The organism is Tropicimonas marinistellae (assembly GCF_001509585.1).
Taxonomy (GTDB): Bacteria; Pseudomonadota; Alphaproteobacteria; order Rhodobacterales; family Rhodobacteraceae; genus Tropicimonas; species Tropicimonas marinistellae.
Genome location: NZ_LNCI01000002.1, coordinates 462905 through 479862, shown reverse-complemented (window position 1 = coordinate 479862; position 16958 = coordinate 462905). Strand labels below are relative to the sequence as shown.

The window sequence follows — 16958 nt, the reverse complement described above, 5'->3', positions numbered from 1 at the left end:
CGTGGCCGAGCTGGAACCCAACAGTGAGGCATGCATGCCGCCACCGGTTCGAGGCGCCTCAGCAGATCCGGGGCAAAGGATCGTCCTCCAGTTCTTCCAGCATCCTGAGCCCCCCGACTTCTGTCATCAGCGTCACCGGCGTGCCCGCGTCGCCCGCACGAAATTCCCCGATAAGGGCTGCGTCGCGGCCGTCGGGCAGGTCTTGCCAGGCCGCGAGCACTTCCTCCGCAGCGTCCGGAGCCACCACGGCAACAACCCGTCCCTCGGAGGCAAGGTAATAAGGATCATAGCCCAGCATGTCGCAAACGGTGTGAACGGCCGGTCTTACCGGGATCGCCGGCGCATTCAGCGTAAGCGCGAGACCCGCCGTGCGGGTGATCTCGTGCGCCACGGAGACGAGCCCGCCCCGCGTGGGGTCGCGCATGAAGCGGATACCCGCGATCCCGCGAAGGGCCTGCGTCAGGGGCAAGACACTCGCCGCGTCGGAAAGGATATCGCCACGTAACCCGAACTGCTCGCGGGCCAGCATTACGGAGATGCCGTGATCGCCGATCGTACCGCTCACCAGCATCTTGTCCCCCTCGCGGATCTCCCCCATCGCCAGCTTGCCTGGATGGCGGAAGACGCCAATACCGGTGGTCGCGAGATAGATCCCGCCGCCATGGCCGCGCGGCAGCACCTTTGTGTCGCCGGCCGCGACCGAGACACCAATCTCGGCAGCCGCGCGCCCGAGGTCGGCCACGATACGCTCAAGTTGGGCCACGTCGAATCCTTCCTCGATAAAGGCATTCAGGCTAAGATAGAGCGGATCGGCGCCGGAGACCGCGAGGTCATTGGTCGTGCCATGCACGGCCAGCGAACCAATGGAGCCGCCGGGGAACTCCAGCGGCTGGACCGTGAAGCCATCGGTCGTGAACATGATCTGCTGGCCCGGAAGCGAGAGCGCGACGGAATCCGCTGACGTGTCCAGCGTGCCATTCGACAGATGTCGTGCAAAGACCTCTTCGATAAGCTCGCGCATATAGCGTCCGCCGTTACCGTGGGCGAGCGAGATATGGCTATCCTGAAGGGTCATTCGGTGTCTCCTCCTGCCTGCGCTGCATATTCCACCACCTGCCCGAAGGCGATGGCGGCGTCGTTGCATGGGACGCGCCGATGCAGTTTCAGCGGTGTCTCCAGATTGCGGGTCCTGCCCTGGATCTCACCGACGAGGCGCGCATTCTGAAAAACGCCGCCGGTCAGACCAACCTGCGAACAGGGATAGTCCCTGACCAGGTGTCCGACCAGATCGGGAACAACTTGGGCCATGCTGGCGTGGAAATCGGCAGCGCGGCTTTCTGGGCTACGGGTCTGGTCTGACAGCGGCGCAATGAGCGGAGCCCAGTCGACCTCCCAAAGACCATCTCGCCGCGCCACCGGCAGCGGGGTCGACGTGCCTGCGATGTCGCCAGCAAGGGTTTCCAGAAGCATCGGCCCCTGCGCCTCGAAGCTGCCATGGGTCACGCCGATCACAAGGCAGGCCGCCGCGTCGAAGATTCGGCCGGCGGCGGTGGTTTCAAACGTATTGATACCCTTTTCCCAAGCAGTTCGGGCAATCTCTGCCCCGTCCGGCACGCAAGGAAGATCTCGATTTTCTGCCCAGCAAAGCGCCGCGGCGCTGCGCCAGGGTTCGCGCCCGGCACGGTCGCCCCCGGTGAGGCGGAAGGGGCGGAAACGGGCAACACGGCGCCAGCGCCCCGGCTGGCCCCAGAGCACGTCGCCGCCCCACAGCACGCCGTCCTCGCCCAGACCCACGCCGTCCCAGGTGAAGGTCATCCAATATCCTGTCGCTTCCGGATATTCGGCTGCGAGCGCGGAGGCATGGGCATGATGGTGCAGGATCGGGACCACCGGCATCCCCTGCGTGCGCGCCCAGCGGTGGGTAGTGTAGCCCGGATGGGCATCGCAGAGCAGGGCGCTGGCCGTTTTACCATAGAGCGCTTGCAGGCTGCGCGAGACCTCCTGCAACACTTGCAGGCTGCGCGGGGCCTCCATTTCTCCGATATGGGGCGAGATGACCGCGCGTTCGCCAAAGGCGAGCGCAACGGTCGCTTTCATCTGCGAGCCGAGGGCCAGAGCGGGCTTTGGCACGGGGGCGGGAAGTGCCAGTTCGACCGGGGCATTGCCGCGGCCAAGGCGTAGCGGGGTGATAATCCCGCCGATCTCGCGCAATACCGGGTCGTCTGCGGGGCGAGAGATCGGACGGTTATGGTGCAGCACGGCGTCGGCGACGCCGGAGAGACGTTCATCAATCTCCTCCGGCGCAATCAGGACCGGCTCGCCGCTGAGATTGGCCGAGGTCGCAACGAGAGGCGCGTCAATCGCGTCGAGCATCAGCACGTGCAGCGGACTATAGGGCAGGAAGAGACCCAGCTCTGCGCAACCCGGTGCAACGCTGGCAGCCAGCTCGGCCTCCGCCCGTCGCGGCAGGAGCATGATCGGACGTTGCGGCGTGACAAGGGCATCTGCCGCGAGCTTGGTGAGGGTCACCAACGCACGCACCTCGTCCAGACCATCCGCGCCTTTCTCGGGAACCATCACCGCCAAGGGCTTGTCTGGGCGCCCCTTAAGGTCACGGAGCCGCAGGACAGTGGCCTCGTTGCGCGCATCACACAGCAGGTGGTAGCCGCCGATGCCCCGCACGGCGAGGATGTCGCCAGCCTTAAGCGCCGCGATCGCCGCCACCAGCGCGTGTTCGGTGTCGGCAATGTCGGGCTCTCCCGGCCGCGAAAAACGCAGGGATGGGCCACATTCCGGGCACGCGACGGGCTCGGCATGGAACCGGCGGTTCGTGGGATCTTCGTATTCCCGCCGGCAGGCGGCACAGAGCGGGAAACCGGCCATGGTGGTGTTTGGCCGGTCATAGGGCATGGCCTCTATCAGCGTGTAGCGCGGCCCGCATTGGGTGCAGTTGATGAACGGATAACGGTGGCGGCGATCCGCGGGGTCACGCATCTCCCGAAGGCAATCCGGACAGACTGACGTGTCTGCAGGTACGAAGATCGAGGCGTCGGAGCCCTCATCGCTGTCGAGGATCGCGAAGTTCCCGGCCTGCTCCGGGCCTGTCTCGACACATTCATCAAGGGTTGGCTTCGATAGCGGCGGAGCCTGCTCCAGGACATCTCGCAGGAAGCTCAGAACATCGCCTTCCGGTCCCTCGACATGGGCATGGACCTCTCCCATCCGGTTCTGGACCCAGCCAACCAAACCGAGCCCCACCGCGACGCGGAAAACATGCGGGCGAAAGCCGACGCCCTGTACATGGCCCCGCAGCACGATCCGCCGTGCCACGGAGGATAGGGTGGGTTGGGTTGACACGTCCGGGTCTCGCGTCATTTAGCGGCCAACTCCAGGCGGGTTCGCCGCCCGCTGGACCACCAGATCCGGCAGGCGCCTTCGTCGGACACCATGCAGGGACCAACCGGATTTCGCGGTGTGCAGGGGGCGCTAAAGATGCGGCACTGGTCAGGGTAGATCCGGCCAAGTACCACGCGCGCGCAATCGCAGCCGGCGGGCATCTCGCCCACCCGGCGGCGGGCCTCGTCGCCATAGTCCGGCAAGACCTTCTGTGCGTCATGTTCTGCGTAGTCCGGCCTCAAGGTGAAACCAGAGCCGGGGATCGTTCCGATCCCGCGCCACGTGGCATCCATGACCTCCATCACATCGTCGAGGAACTTTCGCGCCATCGGGTTGCCGCCGGGCTGAACAACGCTGGGATAGCAATTGTCGAGGAAGGGCTTGGCGTCCTGCAATTGCCGCAGCACCGAGTACATGGAGGCCATAAGGCTACCGCTGTCGAACCCAGCAATGGCCGCGGGTACGCCATGCTCCGAGACGACAAACTCCCATTCTTCCGGGCCCATGACCGTGCCGACATGGCCGGGAGCGATCAGCGCATCGAAGCCAATCTCGCCCGAGTTCAGCAGCATGGAGACCGCCGGCCAGGTGAGCCGACCCGAGAGCAACAGTAGCAGGTTGTCGGGCACGCCCTGCGCCATCATCGCGGCAACCGGCGCGGTCGTGGTCTCGAAACCGGCGGCGAAGAACACCAGGCGGCGGTCCGGGTTTGCCCGGGCCAACGCCACCACTTCCTGTGGGCTGGCGACGGGGACCACATCGGCGCCGGCCGCCTTTGCCTGCTCCAGCGAGCGGATCTCGTTCTTGCGCACATTCACGGGCACACGGAGCATGTCGCCGAAGGTTGCCAGCGTCAGGTCCTCCCGCGTGGCCAACTGGATCGCCTGGTAGACATCCTCCTCCGGACAGACGCAGACCGGGCAGCCGGGGCCCGGGATCAACTCGATATTCGGAGGCAACGCGCCCCGAAGCCCCGCCTGGGTGATGGACCGCTCGTGCCCACCACAGACATTCATGATCCGAACCTTTTCAGGCAGATCCAGGGTCCGGATCCGCGCCAGCCAGTCGGCAGCAGAAAGGGCCATTCTTAGGCTCCCTCAGCGGTCGGAACGGCGAGGTTTTCCCGCAGGTCCGCCACGCCGCGCTTCAGCCAACTCGCCCATCCCTCGAGCCCCTCGCCCGACTTTGCAGATAGCTCCAGGATCGGCGCGACATTGCCCAACTGGCGCACATAGCTCACGGCCTTTGCTGCATCGAACTCCGGCATGTAGGGGGCAAGGTCCCGCTTGGTGAGCAGGACGAGGTCGGCCGAGCGGAACATCACCGGGTATTTTGCCGGCTTGTCGTCGCCTTCCGGGGTCGACAGCAACGCGACGTTCCGGTGCTGGCCAAGATCGAAACTGGCAGGGCAGACGAGATTGCCAACATTTTCCACGAACAGCACATCCAGCCCGTCCAGATCGATCTGGTGCAGGGCGTCATGCACCATGTGGGCGTCTAGGTGGCAGGCCGTTCCGGTGCATATCTGAACGACGGGCACGCCGCAGGCGCGGATGCGCTCCGCGTCATTCTCGGTCTCCAGATCGCCCTCAATCACCCCAATACGAAGCTCGTTGCCAAGCAGTTCGGCGGTGGCTTCCAGAAGCGCGGTCTTGCCTGCGCCGGGGGACGACATCAGGTTCACCGACAACACGCCATGCCCATTGAAATGCACCCGGTTGTGCAAGGCCTGGTCGTCATTGACCTGCAACAGGTTGCCGAGGACCTGTGTCGCCTGCTTGCCCTCGGCAAGCTCCCTATTGGCAAGGGTAACGTTGCATCCACAAGTATCACACACGTTGTTTCTCCTCGGGTTGGCCCGCATGCGGCGTGGATGTTGCATCCTCCAGCACCACGGACCTTAACATCAGTTCATCTCCAGAGCGTAGCTCCGTCCGCCAGTCGCCGCAGCTTGCGCAGACCAGGCGGTTGATCTTCGCGTCACTTTCGGTTTCGCAGCTCTTGCACCAGACTCGTACCGGCGCGGCCTCGATGGTCAGGATTGCGCCCTCGGCCACAGAGCCGGCCGCTGCGACGGGAAAGGCATTCAAGAGCAGTTCCGGCACCACGCCTGATAGCGGGCCGACATCAAGCGTGACGCCGCTCACACGGGTTGCGCGATTATTGCTGGCCACTGTTTCGACCTGATCGATCAGCGCCTGGCAGATTGCGAGTTCATGCATTGTCCGACAGGATCTCGTCGAAGGCGTCCCAGCTCAACCGGGCTTCTTCTTCCGACACCTTCTTGATCGCGTATCCGACATGGATCAGCACGTGATCGCCAATAGCCAGATCTTCGCCCTGCATCATGAACAGGTTCACGTCCCGCTCGATCCCGCAGGCCTCACATGTCGCGACGAAACCATCGATTGCATTGATACGCATCGGCACGGCAAGGCACATGAATCACGTCCTTTCTTGTTGTTCTTATATTCGAAGTTTGTAATACGTTTTAAGGGAAGATGCAGGCTGACGATTTGTCTCGTTTTGTCATATCAACACCGCCAAGAGCCCGGGACCAAGAATGGAGAAGTTGCGTGGCGCGGATACTCATTCTGGGAATCGGGAACTCCATCATGTCGGACGAAGCTGCCGGGGTCCGGGCTGTGGAGATGTTCGAAACGCTTTATGGAGAGGAGGCCGAGATCACCTGCATCGACGGCGGAACGCTCAGCTTCACGCTGGCCGAACCCATCGGGGCGGCCGATCAATTGGTGGTCTTTGATGCCGCACAATTCCACTCCGGCGCGGGCACGGTCCGACGGCTTGAGGGGGACGAGATGGACGCCTTCGTGCGCTCGGGCAAGCTCAGCGTTCATGAGGTCGGGCTTGCCGATCTGTTCGACATGAACCGGCTGAGCGGAGACCTGCCGGAGCGGCGCGCACTCATAGGTATTGAGCCGGCGACGCTGGGCTGGGGCACCGAGCTGAGCTCGAAAGTGGCCGTGGCAATCCCGCAGGCAGTGGCGCTGGCCCGGGAAACGCTGGACGCCTGGAACGTTGCCTCCGCCTGACAGCGACTCTCCCGAAACGAAAACGGCCCGCATCTGCCGGCCGTCTCCATGAGCAGGGATCGAAAACCGATCAGCTGTGCGGCAGAACCTCGATGGTGCCGTCCTTGCCATACTTAACAACAGCGTCCAGGAAGGCCACGTCGAGCCCCGGATTCAACAGCTTGGAGAGGTCATAGGCCTCGCCGCTGCGTCCACCGGAGGTGCAGATGAAGATGATCTTCTTGTCGTCGGGCAGGTCGAACACCTTGTCCTCCAACTCGCCTACCGGGATGTTCATCGACCCTTCGAGGGCACCGGCTGCATATTCTTCCGCGTCGCGGACATCGACGATCAGCACGTTGTCCAGACGGTCGGCGAGGATGTTGTTGAACTCCTCGACACCCATTGCACCTTCGCCCGGCGCGGCCATTTCCGGCACGGCCATGGAGGCGGCGGCATTGGTGTCCGGCGAGACATGCATCGCGACGACTCCGACGAGCTTCTTCCACTCTGGATAGCCGGCCGGATAGGTGAAGACCTTTGTGTACCCCATCTTCATCGCGGCCTGGGCGGAATTGTCCGACAGCTTGCAGATGTAGCCGCCGCAATAGAACACGAGCGCGGTGTCCTTGTTGGCGGGCAGCAGGCCGGCCATGGCCTCGAACTTGCTGTCAGGCAGGCTGATCGAACCTGGGATATTGCCCTTGTCGTACTTGCTGCCCTTCGGGCGCGAGTCGACGACCATCACCGGCTCTTCACCGGCCATGAGCTGCTGCAGATAAGCGGTGTTGATCGAGACCGATCCACCCTTTTCCTTCCAGTCCGGGAAACCAGCGGCGTAGACCTTCACATTGGTGTAGCCCATTTCCTCGGCTTTGAAGGCGGACTTGTGGCTGAGCTTGCAGGCATAGCCGCCGCAATAGAAGATCAGCAACTGGTCCTTTGCTTCGGGTAGCATGCCGGTCATTTCGGCGAACTTGCTGTCGGGGATCAACACCGAGGTCGGGATGTGGCCCGGGCCGAACATGCGCTCGGGACGAGAATCGACGATCATCACATCGTCGCGCTGCGGCAGCACCGCGTAAGGCGCGATAAAGTCGTAAGCGACCACATGCTCCTCGTGGAACCAGCCGGCTTTGTCTTCTGCGGTCGGCGCGGCTTGCTCGGCCGATGCGATGGAAACCGGGGCAAAGGCCACCGCTACGGCCACGGCAAGTCCTGTCAACTTGGTCCTGGCGCTCATTTTCTCCTCCTGTTTGCTGTATTGGAGAGCGTGGTGTTCCCCGAGCGGCCCCGGGAAACATGTCGTTCAAATCACAGTGAATTTCTCTGTGGTCTCGTTGTAGCGAACGAGGCACCACCAGACGGCCAGAATGGCGATCATGGCGAAATAGGTTGGTCCCCACCCCCCCAGCATGTCGGGCAGGAAGGCTTGGTAGCCGAGTTTGGAAAACTCGACCATTCCATCCATGAAATCGAGATCGAGCTCGCCCTTGGTCAGCCCCATATTGCCGAACAGCGCGCTCGCGATGGAGCCGACCCAGGCGAAGAAGAACAGGACCACGACGAGTTTCAGATGGCCTTCTCCGATCCGCCAGAGCGTGCCGGACGCACAGCCCCCCGCGAGCACCATTCCGATGCCAAAGATCACCCCGCCGATCAGCGAGCCAAGCCAGAAGCGCGTGGAGATCGCGACATACGGGTCGATATTTCCCTTCTGGATCAGAACGGAGCCGAAGAGGAAGCCGACGAAGATCGCGAGGATCATTGCCTTGGTCATCATGCCCTCGGCCGTCATGAAGGGCTCGCGGATCGCGCGTGCGAAACAGAGCCGCGAGCGGTGCATCACAAAGCCGATACCGAAACCCGAGAGCATCATCAGCGCGAGGATCGTCGTGTAATTGTCCTCACTGCGGAGCCAACTCACGCCCCACCAGAGCACGACGATTGCAACACCAAGGCCGAGGTAGGGGAAGTATGGCTTGAGCGTCGGCGTCCTGTTTTTTGGTGCGGTTGTGCCCCAGGTGATGTTCTCCATCCCCCAGAGCAGGACCTTTAGGCCGACGAAGGCACCGGCCAGCAGGCCTAGCCACATCGCCCAGCCCGCAGGCGCGCTGAATGTCAGTGGAACGAAGAACCCGCCTGTGGTGCAGCCCCCGGCAATGGTTGCACCGATCCCCATGAGCGCGCCGCCGACGGCGCCATAGGCATACTCGCTCAGAGGCGCCTTGCGGATAGCGAATTGCATCGACATAAGCGCCGCGGTGAACGCGCCCAGAAGCAATGAAATGTTCATGACCGACATCTGATGTTCCAGCGGTCCCTTCAGGTTTTCGCTGATCCCCAGCGCGGCCCCGAGGCCGATCGCATTGTTGAAGTGATCGCCCCAGAGCTTCAGCCCGCCAAAGACGCCCCAGAAGACACCGCTGGCCATGAGCATCATTGCGATACTGACGAGCAGCATGAAGCCCAGGTAGGGCGACCACTCATCGATGAAGATCTTCTTGTAATCCTCGGCGAAGCCCTCGGCCCATTCCGGAAGTGAGGGTTTTACCGGTGCAGCGTCGGTCGCGGAGTCGTGCGTAGCCATTTCATGTCCCCTCCCCGGCGCCCCGAACGCCTGTGCGGGGGCCGGGCGATTTTCAGTTGCAAGTGGCCGGAGTCGCGGAATCCTTGGCGCCGTATATGACGAAGGCCCGGATGTCTGCCCAGAGGTCGTCATTGCCGATGGGTGCGAACTTCTCGGCGACCTTGTTGTCGGGCGCGATGCTGGCCCGGTACTCCTGGCTCACATATTCCGCGAGGTGTTCGGCCCCCTCGGGCGTCTCGATCCATGCTTCCCACTCAGCGATCTTCTTGGAGGCAGGCGAGATGGATTCCCCGACTTCTTCGGTATGGCAGGAGGTGCAGGCGGCGCGATAGTAGATCCGGCCGCGTTTCCAGTTTCCGTCGCCTTCTGCAAAGCTTTCGGCCGCAGGAAAGATCAGCATCGCCGAGGCGGCAAAAAGGCAGGTCAAGGTGGCTCTCATGATTGGCTCCGTAGGTTTACAATCACGTGCTCGGCAGGCATCACTCGCTGCCGCAAATGTGGAGCCCTGCCGGGTCTCTCCACCCATTGCTCTCGAAGCAGGATCTCGCCGCGCTTCGAAAGAGCATTCCCTTGCGGCCTGTGTTCTTGCGGGACCGGCCGAAACCGATCCCTGTGCGTCACCGGCGCCCCTCTTCGGTGGTGAAACGCCCCGGTGAGGTCCGGGGAAGGCGCTGGGTTCTTTCCGTCAGACGCAGCCGGTGGGCTTGGGCAGACCCGCAATCTTGCAGCCCTGCTTGGCAGCGCCTTTCGGGAACATCTCCTCGAGTGTCTTGCTGTTGCCGATCTCGGCACCGAGCTTTTTCTTGGCATTCTTGACAAGAACCCGAACCGCCGGCGCGAGCTGGAATTCGTCATAGTACTTCCGCAGGAAGTCGATGACTTTCCAATGGTTCTCGGTCATCTCCACGCTCTCGGCCTTGGCGATCTCGGCGGCCAGTTCCTTCGACCAGTCATCGAGATTGACAATGTAGCCCTCTTCGTCGGCTTCAATCGTGGAGCCATTTACTTGATAAGCCATGATGTTTTCCTCTTCTTTCAGGTGTATCCGCCGACTTTCCGGCGTGTATTCAGAGCCAGGATTGCGTGCGGTCATACTCGGTGACGAGATCGACGAAGCCGTCATAGCCAACGGGTTTGACCTGACGGATCAACTTTGCTCCGGGCAGGCCGCGCGCGGCCACGTCGCCTTCGAGCCGGTAGAAGGCCACATCGGCGGAGCAGGCCACCACGGCCTCCGAAATAGCCGAACCGGCGAGCGCCCCGTAGACGCCATCTTCGATCAGCAACACGCCATCGCCGGCCTTGCAGTGCGCGATGCAGCTCGACAAGGCACCATCGCCAAAGGGAGACTTGTTGACAGTATGTAATGTGGACATCGGTTCTCCCCCTCAGAAACTCAGGACCACGTCCTGGTCGGCCATGATGTCGGCCATCTCGGCGCGGCTGACGATGCGGATGGAGGGTTTCTCTTCCCAATCCTCCTCCTCGTCTTCCCACACGATTTCCTGCAGATCGGAGGGGTCCAGCCCCCGCTCGTCCAGAGATTCCTTTTCCACGAAGAGCTTGGTGACCTCGTAATCGCCAAGCGCGCGGAAGGTGGGCGAGAAGTTTTTCACGCCGATTGCGTCGGTGCTTTGATCCCTAGTCAATTGGAACACGCCATCGTCGAGAAATGCGAGGCTCACATCCTGCTCGAAAGCAGCGGCGATCAACACGACCTCGAGGCTTTCGAGAGCATAGATCGTCCCGTACGGTGCCTTGCGGTTCACATAGAGAAACTTCTTGGCGTCAGACATGTGATGCTCCCTCAATCGCCGAACATGACCATGCGGTCACATTCGATGCCCATCTCGATGAGCTGCCCGAGGCCGGAGATGCGGAAGCCTTCGGCGAGGTTCGAGGCGTCCTTGCCCTGCCGCTTGGCTTCGTTCTCGTCGAGAATGCCACGGCGTTGCGCGGCGGCGATGCATACGACCATGTCGATATCGTTTGCCGCGGCAAGCGCGGTCCAGTTCTTCTGGATATGGCGTTCGTCCTGCGGCGGTACGCTGAGGCGCGTCGCGACATTGACCCCGTCATGATAGAAGAAGACGCGAGGCACCTCGTGCCCCTTGTCCAGCGCCGCCTTCGCGAAATGATAAGCGGTGTCAGCGGCCTGATGGGTGTAGGGGCCCTCGCTGACGACAATTCCAAGTTTCACGGACTATCCTTTCCTTGTTGGAAGGGATCGGTCGCGTCGTGGTCGTGGCGGTCCTTGCCGTCGGGCGTCTCGTTCGTCCGGCCTCCTGCAAGGGCCGGGTCAGTCGCCGGTTGAGCGGCTGACCAGACGTGAACGGTCGCGATCCACGTGGATGTCAGGCTTTCCTGATCTCGTAGGTGTAGACGTCGCCTTCGCTGGACGAACTCAAGAGCTCGTTGCCGGTCTGGTTGCAGAAGGCAGCCATGTCGGCCACTGAACCCGGATCGGTCGCGGTGATCTCGAGCACCTGACCCGAACTCATGCCCTTGAGCGTCTTCTTGGCGCGGAGGATAGGAAGCGGGCAGTTCAGACCTTCGGCATTGAGGGTTTGGTCGGCCACGTGATTTCTCCTTGGTAGTGATAGCGTTCAGATGAACAGGTTGATGTCCGATTTGAGGGCGTTCTCCATGTAGGTCGCGGCGCCTCCCAGCTCGATTCCGTCGATCATGTCCTCCTTCGAGTATTCGAAGAGGTCGAGCGTCATCTGGCAGGCGATCATGCGGATCTCGAGATCGACGGCCGCCTCGCGCAGATCCTCGATCGAAGCCACGCCCTTCTTGGCCATCAGGTTCTTCATCATGGTGCCGGCCAGCGCGCCGGCGCCGGGCAGCATCGACACCATGTTGGGCATCTTCATGTGCCCGCCCATCATCGGCATTTCCATCGCCGCGTTTCCGAGCGTCGAGAAGCCGAGATCGAGATCCTTCTTGAGCAGGACGAGGCCGTAGAAGGTGAAGAACATGGTCACTTCCACATCCATCGCCGCGGCGGTGGTCCCGAGGATGAAGGGCGGATAAGCCCAGTCCAGCGTGCCCTTCGTGACAATGATCGACATGCTCTTGGCGTTTTCGAGTTGGCTGTCGTCAAGCATCTGGCATTTCCTTTCGCCTTCGCGTCTTTGGCGCCGCCCCGTGCTGGCGGGGCGGCGCCCGGGGGGCCTCAGCGGACCTTGATCTTGAGCTTTTCGTCGCCATCCTCGCCGACCATGTGCACCGCGCAGGCAATGCAGGGGTCGAAGCTGTGTATGGTACGCAGGATCTCCAGCGGCTGGTCCGGATTGGCCAGTTCGTGCCCCTTCAGCGCCGCCTCGTAGGGCCCGGAGACGCCATCGGAATCCCGCGGCCCGGCATTCCAGGTCGTGGGCACGATGGCCTGGTAATTGTCGATTTTGCGGTTCTTGATGACGATCCAGTGGCCAAGCGCCCCGCGCGGGGCCTCCATGTAGCCTGCCCCCTTCGCCACGCGCGGCCAGCTGGCCGGATTCCAGAGCGCGTCGTTGTGGGTCTCGAGATCCCCCGCGGCGATGTTGGCGACGAGGTCGTTATACCAGCCACGCATCATGTCGAGGTAGATCTTGGTCTCCAGCGTCCGCGCCGCCGTCCGGCCAAGGGTAGAAAACAACGCCTCCACCGGAACGTCCAGCGTGGTGAGCGTGCTGTCCACCAGCTCCTTCGCCTGTTCGTGCCCCTTGGCATAGAGCATCAGCATCCGGCTGAGCGGCCCCACCTCCATCGGCTTGCCCTTCCAGCGCGGCGACTTTAGCCAGGAATACTCCTGGTCAACGTTGAGCTGGGTGTAGGGCGGCTTGGGTCCGGTATACTTAAGCTCGGTCTCGCCGTCGTAGGGATGCAGGCCCGTGCCCTTGCCGTTGCGGTACTTGTACCAGGCATGATCAACGTACTCCTCGATCTGCCCCTCATCGTGGAGATCCACGTTGTGGATCGTCGAGAGGTCCCGGTCGAGGATCACCCCGCGCGGGACGAGGAAGGACGAGATGTCGTTGGTGTCTCCGGTCGGGAAGTCCCCGTAGCAAAGGAAGTTGCCAACCCCTTCGCCGATGGCGCCCCAGTCCTTGTAGAAGGACGCTATGGCCAGCGTGTCGGGCAGGTAGGCCTGGTTCACGAAGTCTTCCATCTGGGTGATGATGGAGGAGACCTGGCTCAGCGCGGCCATGTTGATCGCGCCCTCGGAATTCGGGTCGATCGGGCTCGGTACGCCACCGCAAACGAAGTTCGGATGCGGGTTCTTGCCCCCGAAGATGGTGTGCAGCTTGGACACATCCCGCTGCCATGCCAGCGCATCCAGGTAATGCGATACCGCCATCAGGTTCGCTTCGGGCGGAAGCTTGTAGCCCGCATGCCCCCAGTATCCGCCAGAGAAGATCCCCAGTTGCCCGCTTTCGACGAAGCCCTTCAGCTTCTTCTTCACGTCCGAGAAGTGCCCCGGCGAGGAGCGCGGGTAGTTGCTGAGCGATTGGGCCAGTTCCGAGGTTGCCTTCGGATCGGCCTCAAGTGCGGAAACAACGTCCACCCAGTCCAGCGCGTGCAGGTGATAGAAGTGCATCACATGGTCATGGACGTATTGCGCCGCAATCATCAGATTGCGGATCAGCTGCGCGTTCTTCGGGATCTTCCAGTCCAGCGCATCTTCCACCGCCCGCACCGAGGCCAGCCCGTGCACCAGCGTGCAGACGCCGCAGATCCGCTGGGCAAAGGCCCAGGCATCGCGCGGGTCACGGTCACGCAGGATGATCTCGATGCCGCGGACCATGGTGCCGGAGGAATAGGCATCGGCGATGGTATTGCCGTCCATCTGCGCTTCGACGCGCAGGTGCCCCTCGATCCGTGTGATGGGATCTACGACCAGTCTTTGAGCCATCTCGCGTCTCCCCTCAATCCTCGTCATCCAGGTATTCGGCCATCATCTCGGTCAGGCCGGCCACCTCGATATCCATGTCATTGTCTTCCAGTGCGTTCTCCAGCGTGTGGTGGCAGAAGGCGCACATGGTCACGATTTTGTCTGGCGCGACCTTCTCGAACTGCCGCTTCTTGAGCTGGAAGGCGGCATTCTTCAGGTCCCCCGCGCGCTCGTTGGCGCCCACGCCGCCGCCGGCCGAGCAGCACCAGTTCATTGTCCCGGCATCGTCGGTCTCGACAAAGTTCTCGGCGACCATGTTGAGGAGCCTGCGTGGCTCTTTGTTGATGCCGCCACGGCGGTTGATCTGGCACGGATCGTGGAAGGTGATCTTGTCGGTGTCCTTGCCCGACGTCTTCAGCTTGCCCTCCGCGCGCAACTGATCGAGCAACTCGATGATATGAACCACCTCGAAACCGTATTCCCGCCCGATGAGGTTCGGCCCTTCCCACCGGAGCGCCTGGTAGGCATGGCCACATTCCGGGCTGATGACCTTCTTCACGCCGAGCTTCTCAGCGGCTTCAACCACCCGTGTGACGAGGTACTTCGCCACGTCGCGGTTTCCGATCTGGACACCGACATTGGTTGCCTCGAAAGCCTCGCTCGAGATTGTCCAGGTCACACCGGCCTTGGCAAAGATCTGCGCCATGGCGCCGATCACCTCCGGATATTCGGCGATTTCCTGGGCCGAGAGGATCACAAGGTAATCCACGCCCGCCTTGTCGAATTCGATGTCGATACCTGTATCGGCGATGGCATGCTTGACCTGTGACTGGATGGCCTTGCTCAGGTCCCCCATCGGGCTGTTGCCCTTGGTGTGTCGCTTGGCCGCCCCGATCAGTTCGACCGGCGCATGGCCCGCCGCCGACATGCCCTCACGCATCTTTCGGATCATCATGGTAATGTCATTACCCACCGGGCAGACCATCGTGCAGCGCCCGCACATGGTACAGCTGTCATAGACCAGCCGCTCCATCTCGGTGAAATCTTCCTCGGTGATCGTGTTGCCGAGCCCCAACATGGACTTCACGCGTCCGAAGAGCGTGTATTCGTTCTCCCAGACCCGCCGCAGCAACTCGACCTTGCGAATGGGCGTGTATTGCGGATCCTGAGTTTCCTGGAAAAAGATGCAGGCGTCCGCGCAGAGACCACAGCTCACACAGCTTGAGAAGAAACTCGCAACTGGTGCGTCGATCTGTTCGCGCAGGGCGTTGACGCCGCGTTCGGCAGTCGCACTCATGATTCAGCTCCTTTGCGGCCCTGGATCGATCCGTTGTAGTAACGCGCCATCGCAAAGGTGAAGGCGTGCATCAGCTTGGTGAAGGGGAAGACGATCATCAGAATATCGACGGATAGGATGTGCAGCGCCATCATGAAGGTCGGGTCGCCAAACAGCTTGTTGACAGCCACATAGCCGGTGATGAGCGGTAGAAGGCTGAGGATCAGCACCAGGTAGTCCACCCAGGTCGTCAGCTTGCGCCGCACCGGGTCTTTCCAGCGGGTGTAGAGCAGAGCGAGACCGGCGATGACTGCAATCACCGTCGCGCTCTCGATGATCACCCGGCCAACGCCCGGCCAGCTCAGACCCGTTAGCGCCTCGATCAACGCGATATGCGGCACGAAAAGCAGGAAGGCGATGAAAAAGCCGATGTGGAAGACGTAACCGCCCACAATGGTGATGGGGTTGGCCTTGATCGCTCCGGGGCGCGGGAGGGTCCGTGTGAAGATCGTCTTGATCCCCTGCTGGACAGGCTTTCCCTTGGCCTTGGAGAAATCCTTCTTCCGTCCGAGGACGAGGATCTCCACGATCCGGATCAGAATGCCGGCGACGAAGACGAGCAGCGCAAGATCGAAAAGCGGCCCGCGGGCGAACATCAGGAGATCGAAATACGGGTTGTTCATGACTCGCTCTCCTCCTTCTCAAGCGTAAAGGCATCGACGGTTTCGTGATCGGCTTGCGCCTTGGCTTTGTTCTTCTTGGCGAGGTAGCCGCCGCCGATGCCTGCGGCGACGCCAGCGACAAGGGCGGCCTGTCCCATGCGCCGGTACTCTCCAGCGGGCGCAGAAAGCGGCTTGTAGAACCCGCCATTGTCCCAGAAATCCGGCTCGGTGCAGCCGAGACATCCATGTCCGGCTTCGATCGGGAAGGAGGTGCTATCGTTCCATTTTACCGTGGCGCAGACGCTCTTTGTGGTCGGCCCCTTGCAGCCGAGCTTGTAGAGGCACCAGCCGGCGCGGGCGCCGGCGTCGTCGAAGCTTTCGGCAAAGAGGCCCTTGTCGTAGAATGGGCGACGGTAGCAACGGTCGTGGATCGACTCGGCAAAGAACGCCTTCGGGCGGCCCAGTTCGTCCAAGTCGGGAATGCCGAAGGTCAGGTAATGCGCCAGCACGGCCGTCATGACCATCGGGATCGGCGGACAACCGGGCACGTTGATGATCGGCTTGTCTTTGATGATGTCGGAAACCGCGACGGCGCCGGTCGGGTTCGGGTTGGCCTGCGGAAGCCCGCCATAGGCCGCACAGGTCCCCACGCTGACAATCGCTGCTGCCCCTTCAGCTGTTTCCTTCAGCATGTCGAGGTTGGAGATACCGGCGATGGCCGAGAAACCCGGTTCATCCAGCGGGATGGAGCCGTCGACAATCACGAGGTACTTGCCGTGGTGTTCCTTCATCGCCTCTTCGCGGGCTTGTTCTGCCGCATAGCCGGAGGCTGCCTGTAGCGTATGGTGATAGTCGAGAGAGATCGAATCGAAGATCAGTTCCTCGAGCGATGGCGCGCTCGACCGGGTGATCGCTTCGGTGCAGCCGGTGCATTCCTGGAAGGAGAGCCAGATCACGGACGGGCGAGGCGCTGTCTCGAGCGCATGGGCGATCCTTGGGGCCATTGCTGGCGGCAATGCCATCAGCGATGTGAGTGAAGCGCAGTATTTCAGGAAACTCCTGCGACTGACCCCGTGCGCCTTCATCATCTTCGGTAGCAACGGACTACTCGACATCGACACAACCT

Annotated in this window: 20 protein-coding genes; 1 reads left to right on the top strand and 19 read right to left on the bottom strand. The window is 62.1% G+C overall.

The annotated features are described in order from the left end of the window. Positions 1-58: 58 nt before the first annotated feature. Genes hypE through ARC39_RS05480 form a run of 6 tightly spaced genes read right to left on the bottom strand, consistent with a single transcriptional unit; the run spans position 59 to position 5838 of the window. On the bottom strand, positions 59-1075 hold the full coding sequence (gene hypE / locus ARC39_RS05505; RefSeq protein ID WP_068111228.1) for a hydrogenase expression/formation protein HypE: 1017 nt from the start codon (positions 1073-1075) through the stop codon (positions 59-61). Next, on the bottom strand, positions 1072-3357 hold the full coding sequence (gene hypF / locus ARC39_RS05500; RefSeq protein ID WP_201455717.1) for a carbamoyltransferase HypF: 2286 nt from the start codon (positions 3355-3357) through the stop codon (positions 1072-1074). The genes hypE and hypF overlap by 4 nt, the downstream gene beginning before the upstream one ends. A gap of 14 nt (positions 3358-3371) precedes the next feature. Then, positions 3372-4481 (bottom strand): hydrogenase formation protein HypD, encoded by a 1110-nt coding sequence (hypD, locus tag ARC39_RS05495; RefSeq protein ID WP_068111221.1) that lies wholly within the window; start codon positions 4479-4481, stop codon positions 3372-3374. Positions 4482-4483: 2 nt separating this feature from the next. Next, positions 4484-5233 (bottom strand): hydrogenase nickel incorporation protein HypB, encoded by a 750-nt coding sequence (gene hypB, locus ARC39_RS05490; RefSeq protein ID WP_068111219.1) that lies wholly within the window; start codon positions 5231-5233, stop codon positions 4484-4486. Continuing rightward, positions 5226-5618 carry a hydrogenase maturation nickel metallochaperone HypA gene (gene hypA, locus ARC39_RS05485; protein WP_068111216.1) on the bottom strand — a complete coding sequence of 131 codons (393 nt, stop codon included), beginning with the start codon at positions 5616-5618 and terminating at the stop codon, positions 5226-5228. Before hypA ends, hypB begins: the two co-directional genes overlap by 8 nt. Continuing rightward, positions 5611-5838: a HypC/HybG/HupF family hydrogenase formation chaperone gene (locus ARC39_RS05480; RefSeq protein WP_068111211.1), complete on the bottom strand. Its 228-nt coding sequence runs from the start codon at positions 5836-5838 to the stop codon at positions 5611-5613. The genes hypA and ARC39_RS05480 overlap by 8 nt, the downstream gene beginning before the upstream one ends. 134 nt (positions 5839-5972) lie before the next feature. On the opposite strand from ARC39_RS05480, the gene ARC39_RS05475 reads away from it, so the two are divergent. Continuing rightward, positions 5973-6449 (top strand): HyaD/HybD family hydrogenase maturation endopeptidase, encoded by a 477-nt coding sequence (locus ARC39_RS05475; RefSeq protein WP_201455716.1) that lies wholly within the window; start codon positions 5973-5975, stop codon positions 6447-6449. Positions 6450-6519: 70 nt separating this feature from the next. Here the strand turns inward: ARC39_RS05475 and ARC39_RS05470 are convergent, their stop codons facing one another. From ARC39_RS05470 to ARC39_RS05410, 13 genes are all read right to left on the bottom strand, one after another. Then, a complete protein-coding gene (locus ARC39_RS05470; RefSeq protein ID WP_068111209.1) occupies positions 6520-7671 on the bottom strand; it encodes a rhodanese-like domain-containing protein in 1152 nt (383 codons plus the stop codon). Between the two features lie 66 nt (positions 7672-7737). Then, the gene (locus ARC39_RS05465) at positions 7738-9018 is read right to left on the bottom strand and encodes a YeeE/YedE thiosulfate transporter family protein (RefSeq protein ID WP_068111206.1); all 1281 of its coding nucleotides are present in this window, start codon (positions 9016-9018) and stop codon (positions 7738-7740) included. 52 nt (positions 9019-9070) lie between these two features. Beyond that, positions 9071-9457 carry a hypothetical protein gene (locus ARC39_RS05460; protein ID WP_068111204.1) on the bottom strand — a complete coding sequence of 129 codons (387 nt, stop codon included), beginning with the start codon at positions 9455-9457 and terminating at the stop codon, positions 9071-9073. Between the two features lie 246 nt (positions 9458-9703). Next, complete coding sequence (locus ARC39_RS05455) at positions 9704-10036, bottom strand: TusE/DsrC/DsvC family sulfur relay protein (protein ID WP_068111200.1); 333 nt, start codon at positions 10034-10036, stop codon at positions 9704-9706. A gap of 49 nt (positions 10037-10085) precedes the next feature. Beyond that, positions 10086-10394, bottom strand: coding sequence for a sulfurtransferase complex subunit TusB (gene tusB / locus ARC39_RS05450; protein WP_068111197.1), 309 nt, complete (start codon positions 10392-10394; stop codon positions 10086-10088). A gap of 12 nt (positions 10395-10406) precedes the next feature. Beyond that, positions 10407-10814: a sulfurtransferase complex subunit TusC gene (gene tusC / locus ARC39_RS05445; protein ID WP_068111194.1), complete on the bottom strand. Its 408-nt coding sequence runs from the start codon at positions 10812-10814 to the stop codon at positions 10407-10409. Positions 10815-10825: 11 nt separating this feature from the next. Beyond that, a complete protein-coding gene (gene tusD, locus ARC39_RS05440; RefSeq protein ID WP_068111190.1) occupies positions 10826-11218 on the bottom strand; it encodes a sulfurtransferase complex subunit TusD in 393 nt (130 codons plus the stop codon). Between the two features lie 154 nt (positions 11219-11372). Further along, positions 11373-11597 (bottom strand): sulfurtransferase TusA family protein, encoded by a 225-nt coding sequence (locus tag ARC39_RS05435; protein ID WP_068111187.1) that lies wholly within the window; start codon positions 11595-11597, stop codon positions 11373-11375. A 27-nt stretch (positions 11598-11624) separates the two neighbouring features. Next, positions 11625-12128 (bottom strand): sulfur carrier protein DsrE2, encoded by a 504-nt coding sequence (dsrE2, locus tag ARC39_RS05430; RefSeq protein ID WP_068111183.1) that lies wholly within the window; start codon positions 12126-12128, stop codon positions 11625-11627. 68 nt (positions 12129-12196) lie between these two features. Further along, positions 12197-13915: a nickel-dependent hydrogenase large subunit gene (locus ARC39_RS05425; protein ID WP_068111180.1), complete on the bottom strand. Its 1719-nt coding sequence runs from the start codon at positions 13913-13915 to the stop codon at positions 12197-12199. Positions 13916-13928: 13 nt separating this feature from the next. Beyond that, positions 13929-15191, bottom strand: coding sequence for a (Fe-S)-binding protein (locus ARC39_RS05420; protein WP_068111175.1), 1263 nt, complete (start codon positions 15189-15191; stop codon positions 13929-13931). Beyond that, positions 15188-15853 (bottom strand): hypothetical protein, encoded by a 666-nt coding sequence (locus ARC39_RS05415; RefSeq protein WP_068111170.1) that lies wholly within the window; start codon positions 15851-15853, stop codon positions 15188-15190. The genes ARC39_RS05420 and ARC39_RS05415 overlap by 4 nt, the downstream gene beginning before the upstream one ends. Next, complete coding sequence (locus ARC39_RS05410) at positions 15850-16947, bottom strand: hydrogenase small subunit (RefSeq protein ID WP_068111167.1); 1098 nt, start codon at positions 16945-16947, stop codon at positions 15850-15852. The genes ARC39_RS05415 and ARC39_RS05410 overlap by 4 nt, the downstream gene beginning before the upstream one ends. Positions 16948-16958: the final 11 nt, after the last annotated feature.

Excerpts from the sequence above, each read along its gene's own strand:
- hypE (WP_068111228.1), bottom strand. The coding sequence starts at position 1,075 with ATGACCCTTCAGGATAGCCATATCTCGCTCGCCCACGGTAACGGCGGA.
- hypD (WP_068111221.1), bottom strand. The coding sequence starts at position 4,481 with ATGGCCCTTTCTGCTGCCGACTGGCTGGCGCGGATCCGGACCCTGGAT.
- hypA (WP_068111216.1), bottom strand. The coding sequence starts at position 5,618 with ATGCATGAACTCGCAATCTGCCAGGCGCTGATCGATCAGGTCGAAACA.
- ARC39_RS05480 (WP_068111211.1), bottom strand. The coding sequence starts at position 5,838 with ATGTGCCTTGCCGTGCCGATGCGTATCAATGCAATCGATGGTTTCGTC.
- ARC39_RS05470 (WP_068111209.1), bottom strand. The coding sequence starts at position 7,671 with ATGAGCGCCAGGACCAAGTTGACAGGACTTGCCGTGGCCGTAGCGGTG.
- ARC39_RS05465 (WP_068111206.1), bottom strand. The coding sequence starts at position 9,018 with ATGGCTACGCACGACTCCGCGACCGACGCTGCACCGGTAAAACCCTCA.
- ARC39_RS05460 (WP_068111204.1), bottom strand. The coding sequence starts at position 9,457 with ATGAGAGCCACCTTGACCTGCCTTTTTGCCGCCTCGGCGATGCTGATC.
- ARC39_RS05455 (WP_068111200.1), bottom strand. The coding sequence starts at position 10,036 with ATGGCTTATCAAGTAAATGGCTCCACGATTGAAGCCGACGAAGAGGGC.
- tusB (WP_068111197.1), bottom strand. The coding sequence starts at position 10,394 with ATGTCCACATTACATACTGTCAACAAGTCTCCCTTTGGCGATGGTGCC.
- tusC (WP_068111194.1), bottom strand. The coding sequence starts at position 10,814 with ATGTCTGACGCCAAGAAGTTTCTCTATGTGAACCGCAAGGCACCGTAC.
- dsrE2 (WP_068111183.1), bottom strand. The coding sequence starts at position 12,128 with ATGCTTGACGACAGCCAACTCGAAAACGCCAAGAGCATGTCGATCATT.
- ARC39_RS05425 (WP_068111180.1), bottom strand. The coding sequence starts at position 13,915 with ATGGCTCAAAGACTGGTCGTAGATCCCATCACACGGATCGAGGGGCAC.
- ARC39_RS05420 (WP_068111175.1), bottom strand. The coding sequence starts at position 15,191 with ATGAGTGCGACTGCCGAACGCGGCGTCAACGCCCTGCGCGAACAGATC.
- ARC39_RS05415 (WP_068111170.1), bottom strand. The coding sequence starts at position 15,853 with ATGAACAACCCGTATTTCGATCTCCTGATGTTCGCCCGCGGGCCGCTT.
- ARC39_RS05410 (WP_068111167.1), bottom strand. The coding sequence starts at position 16,947 with ATGTCGAGTAGTCCGTTGCTACCGAAGATGATGAAGGCGCACGGGGTC.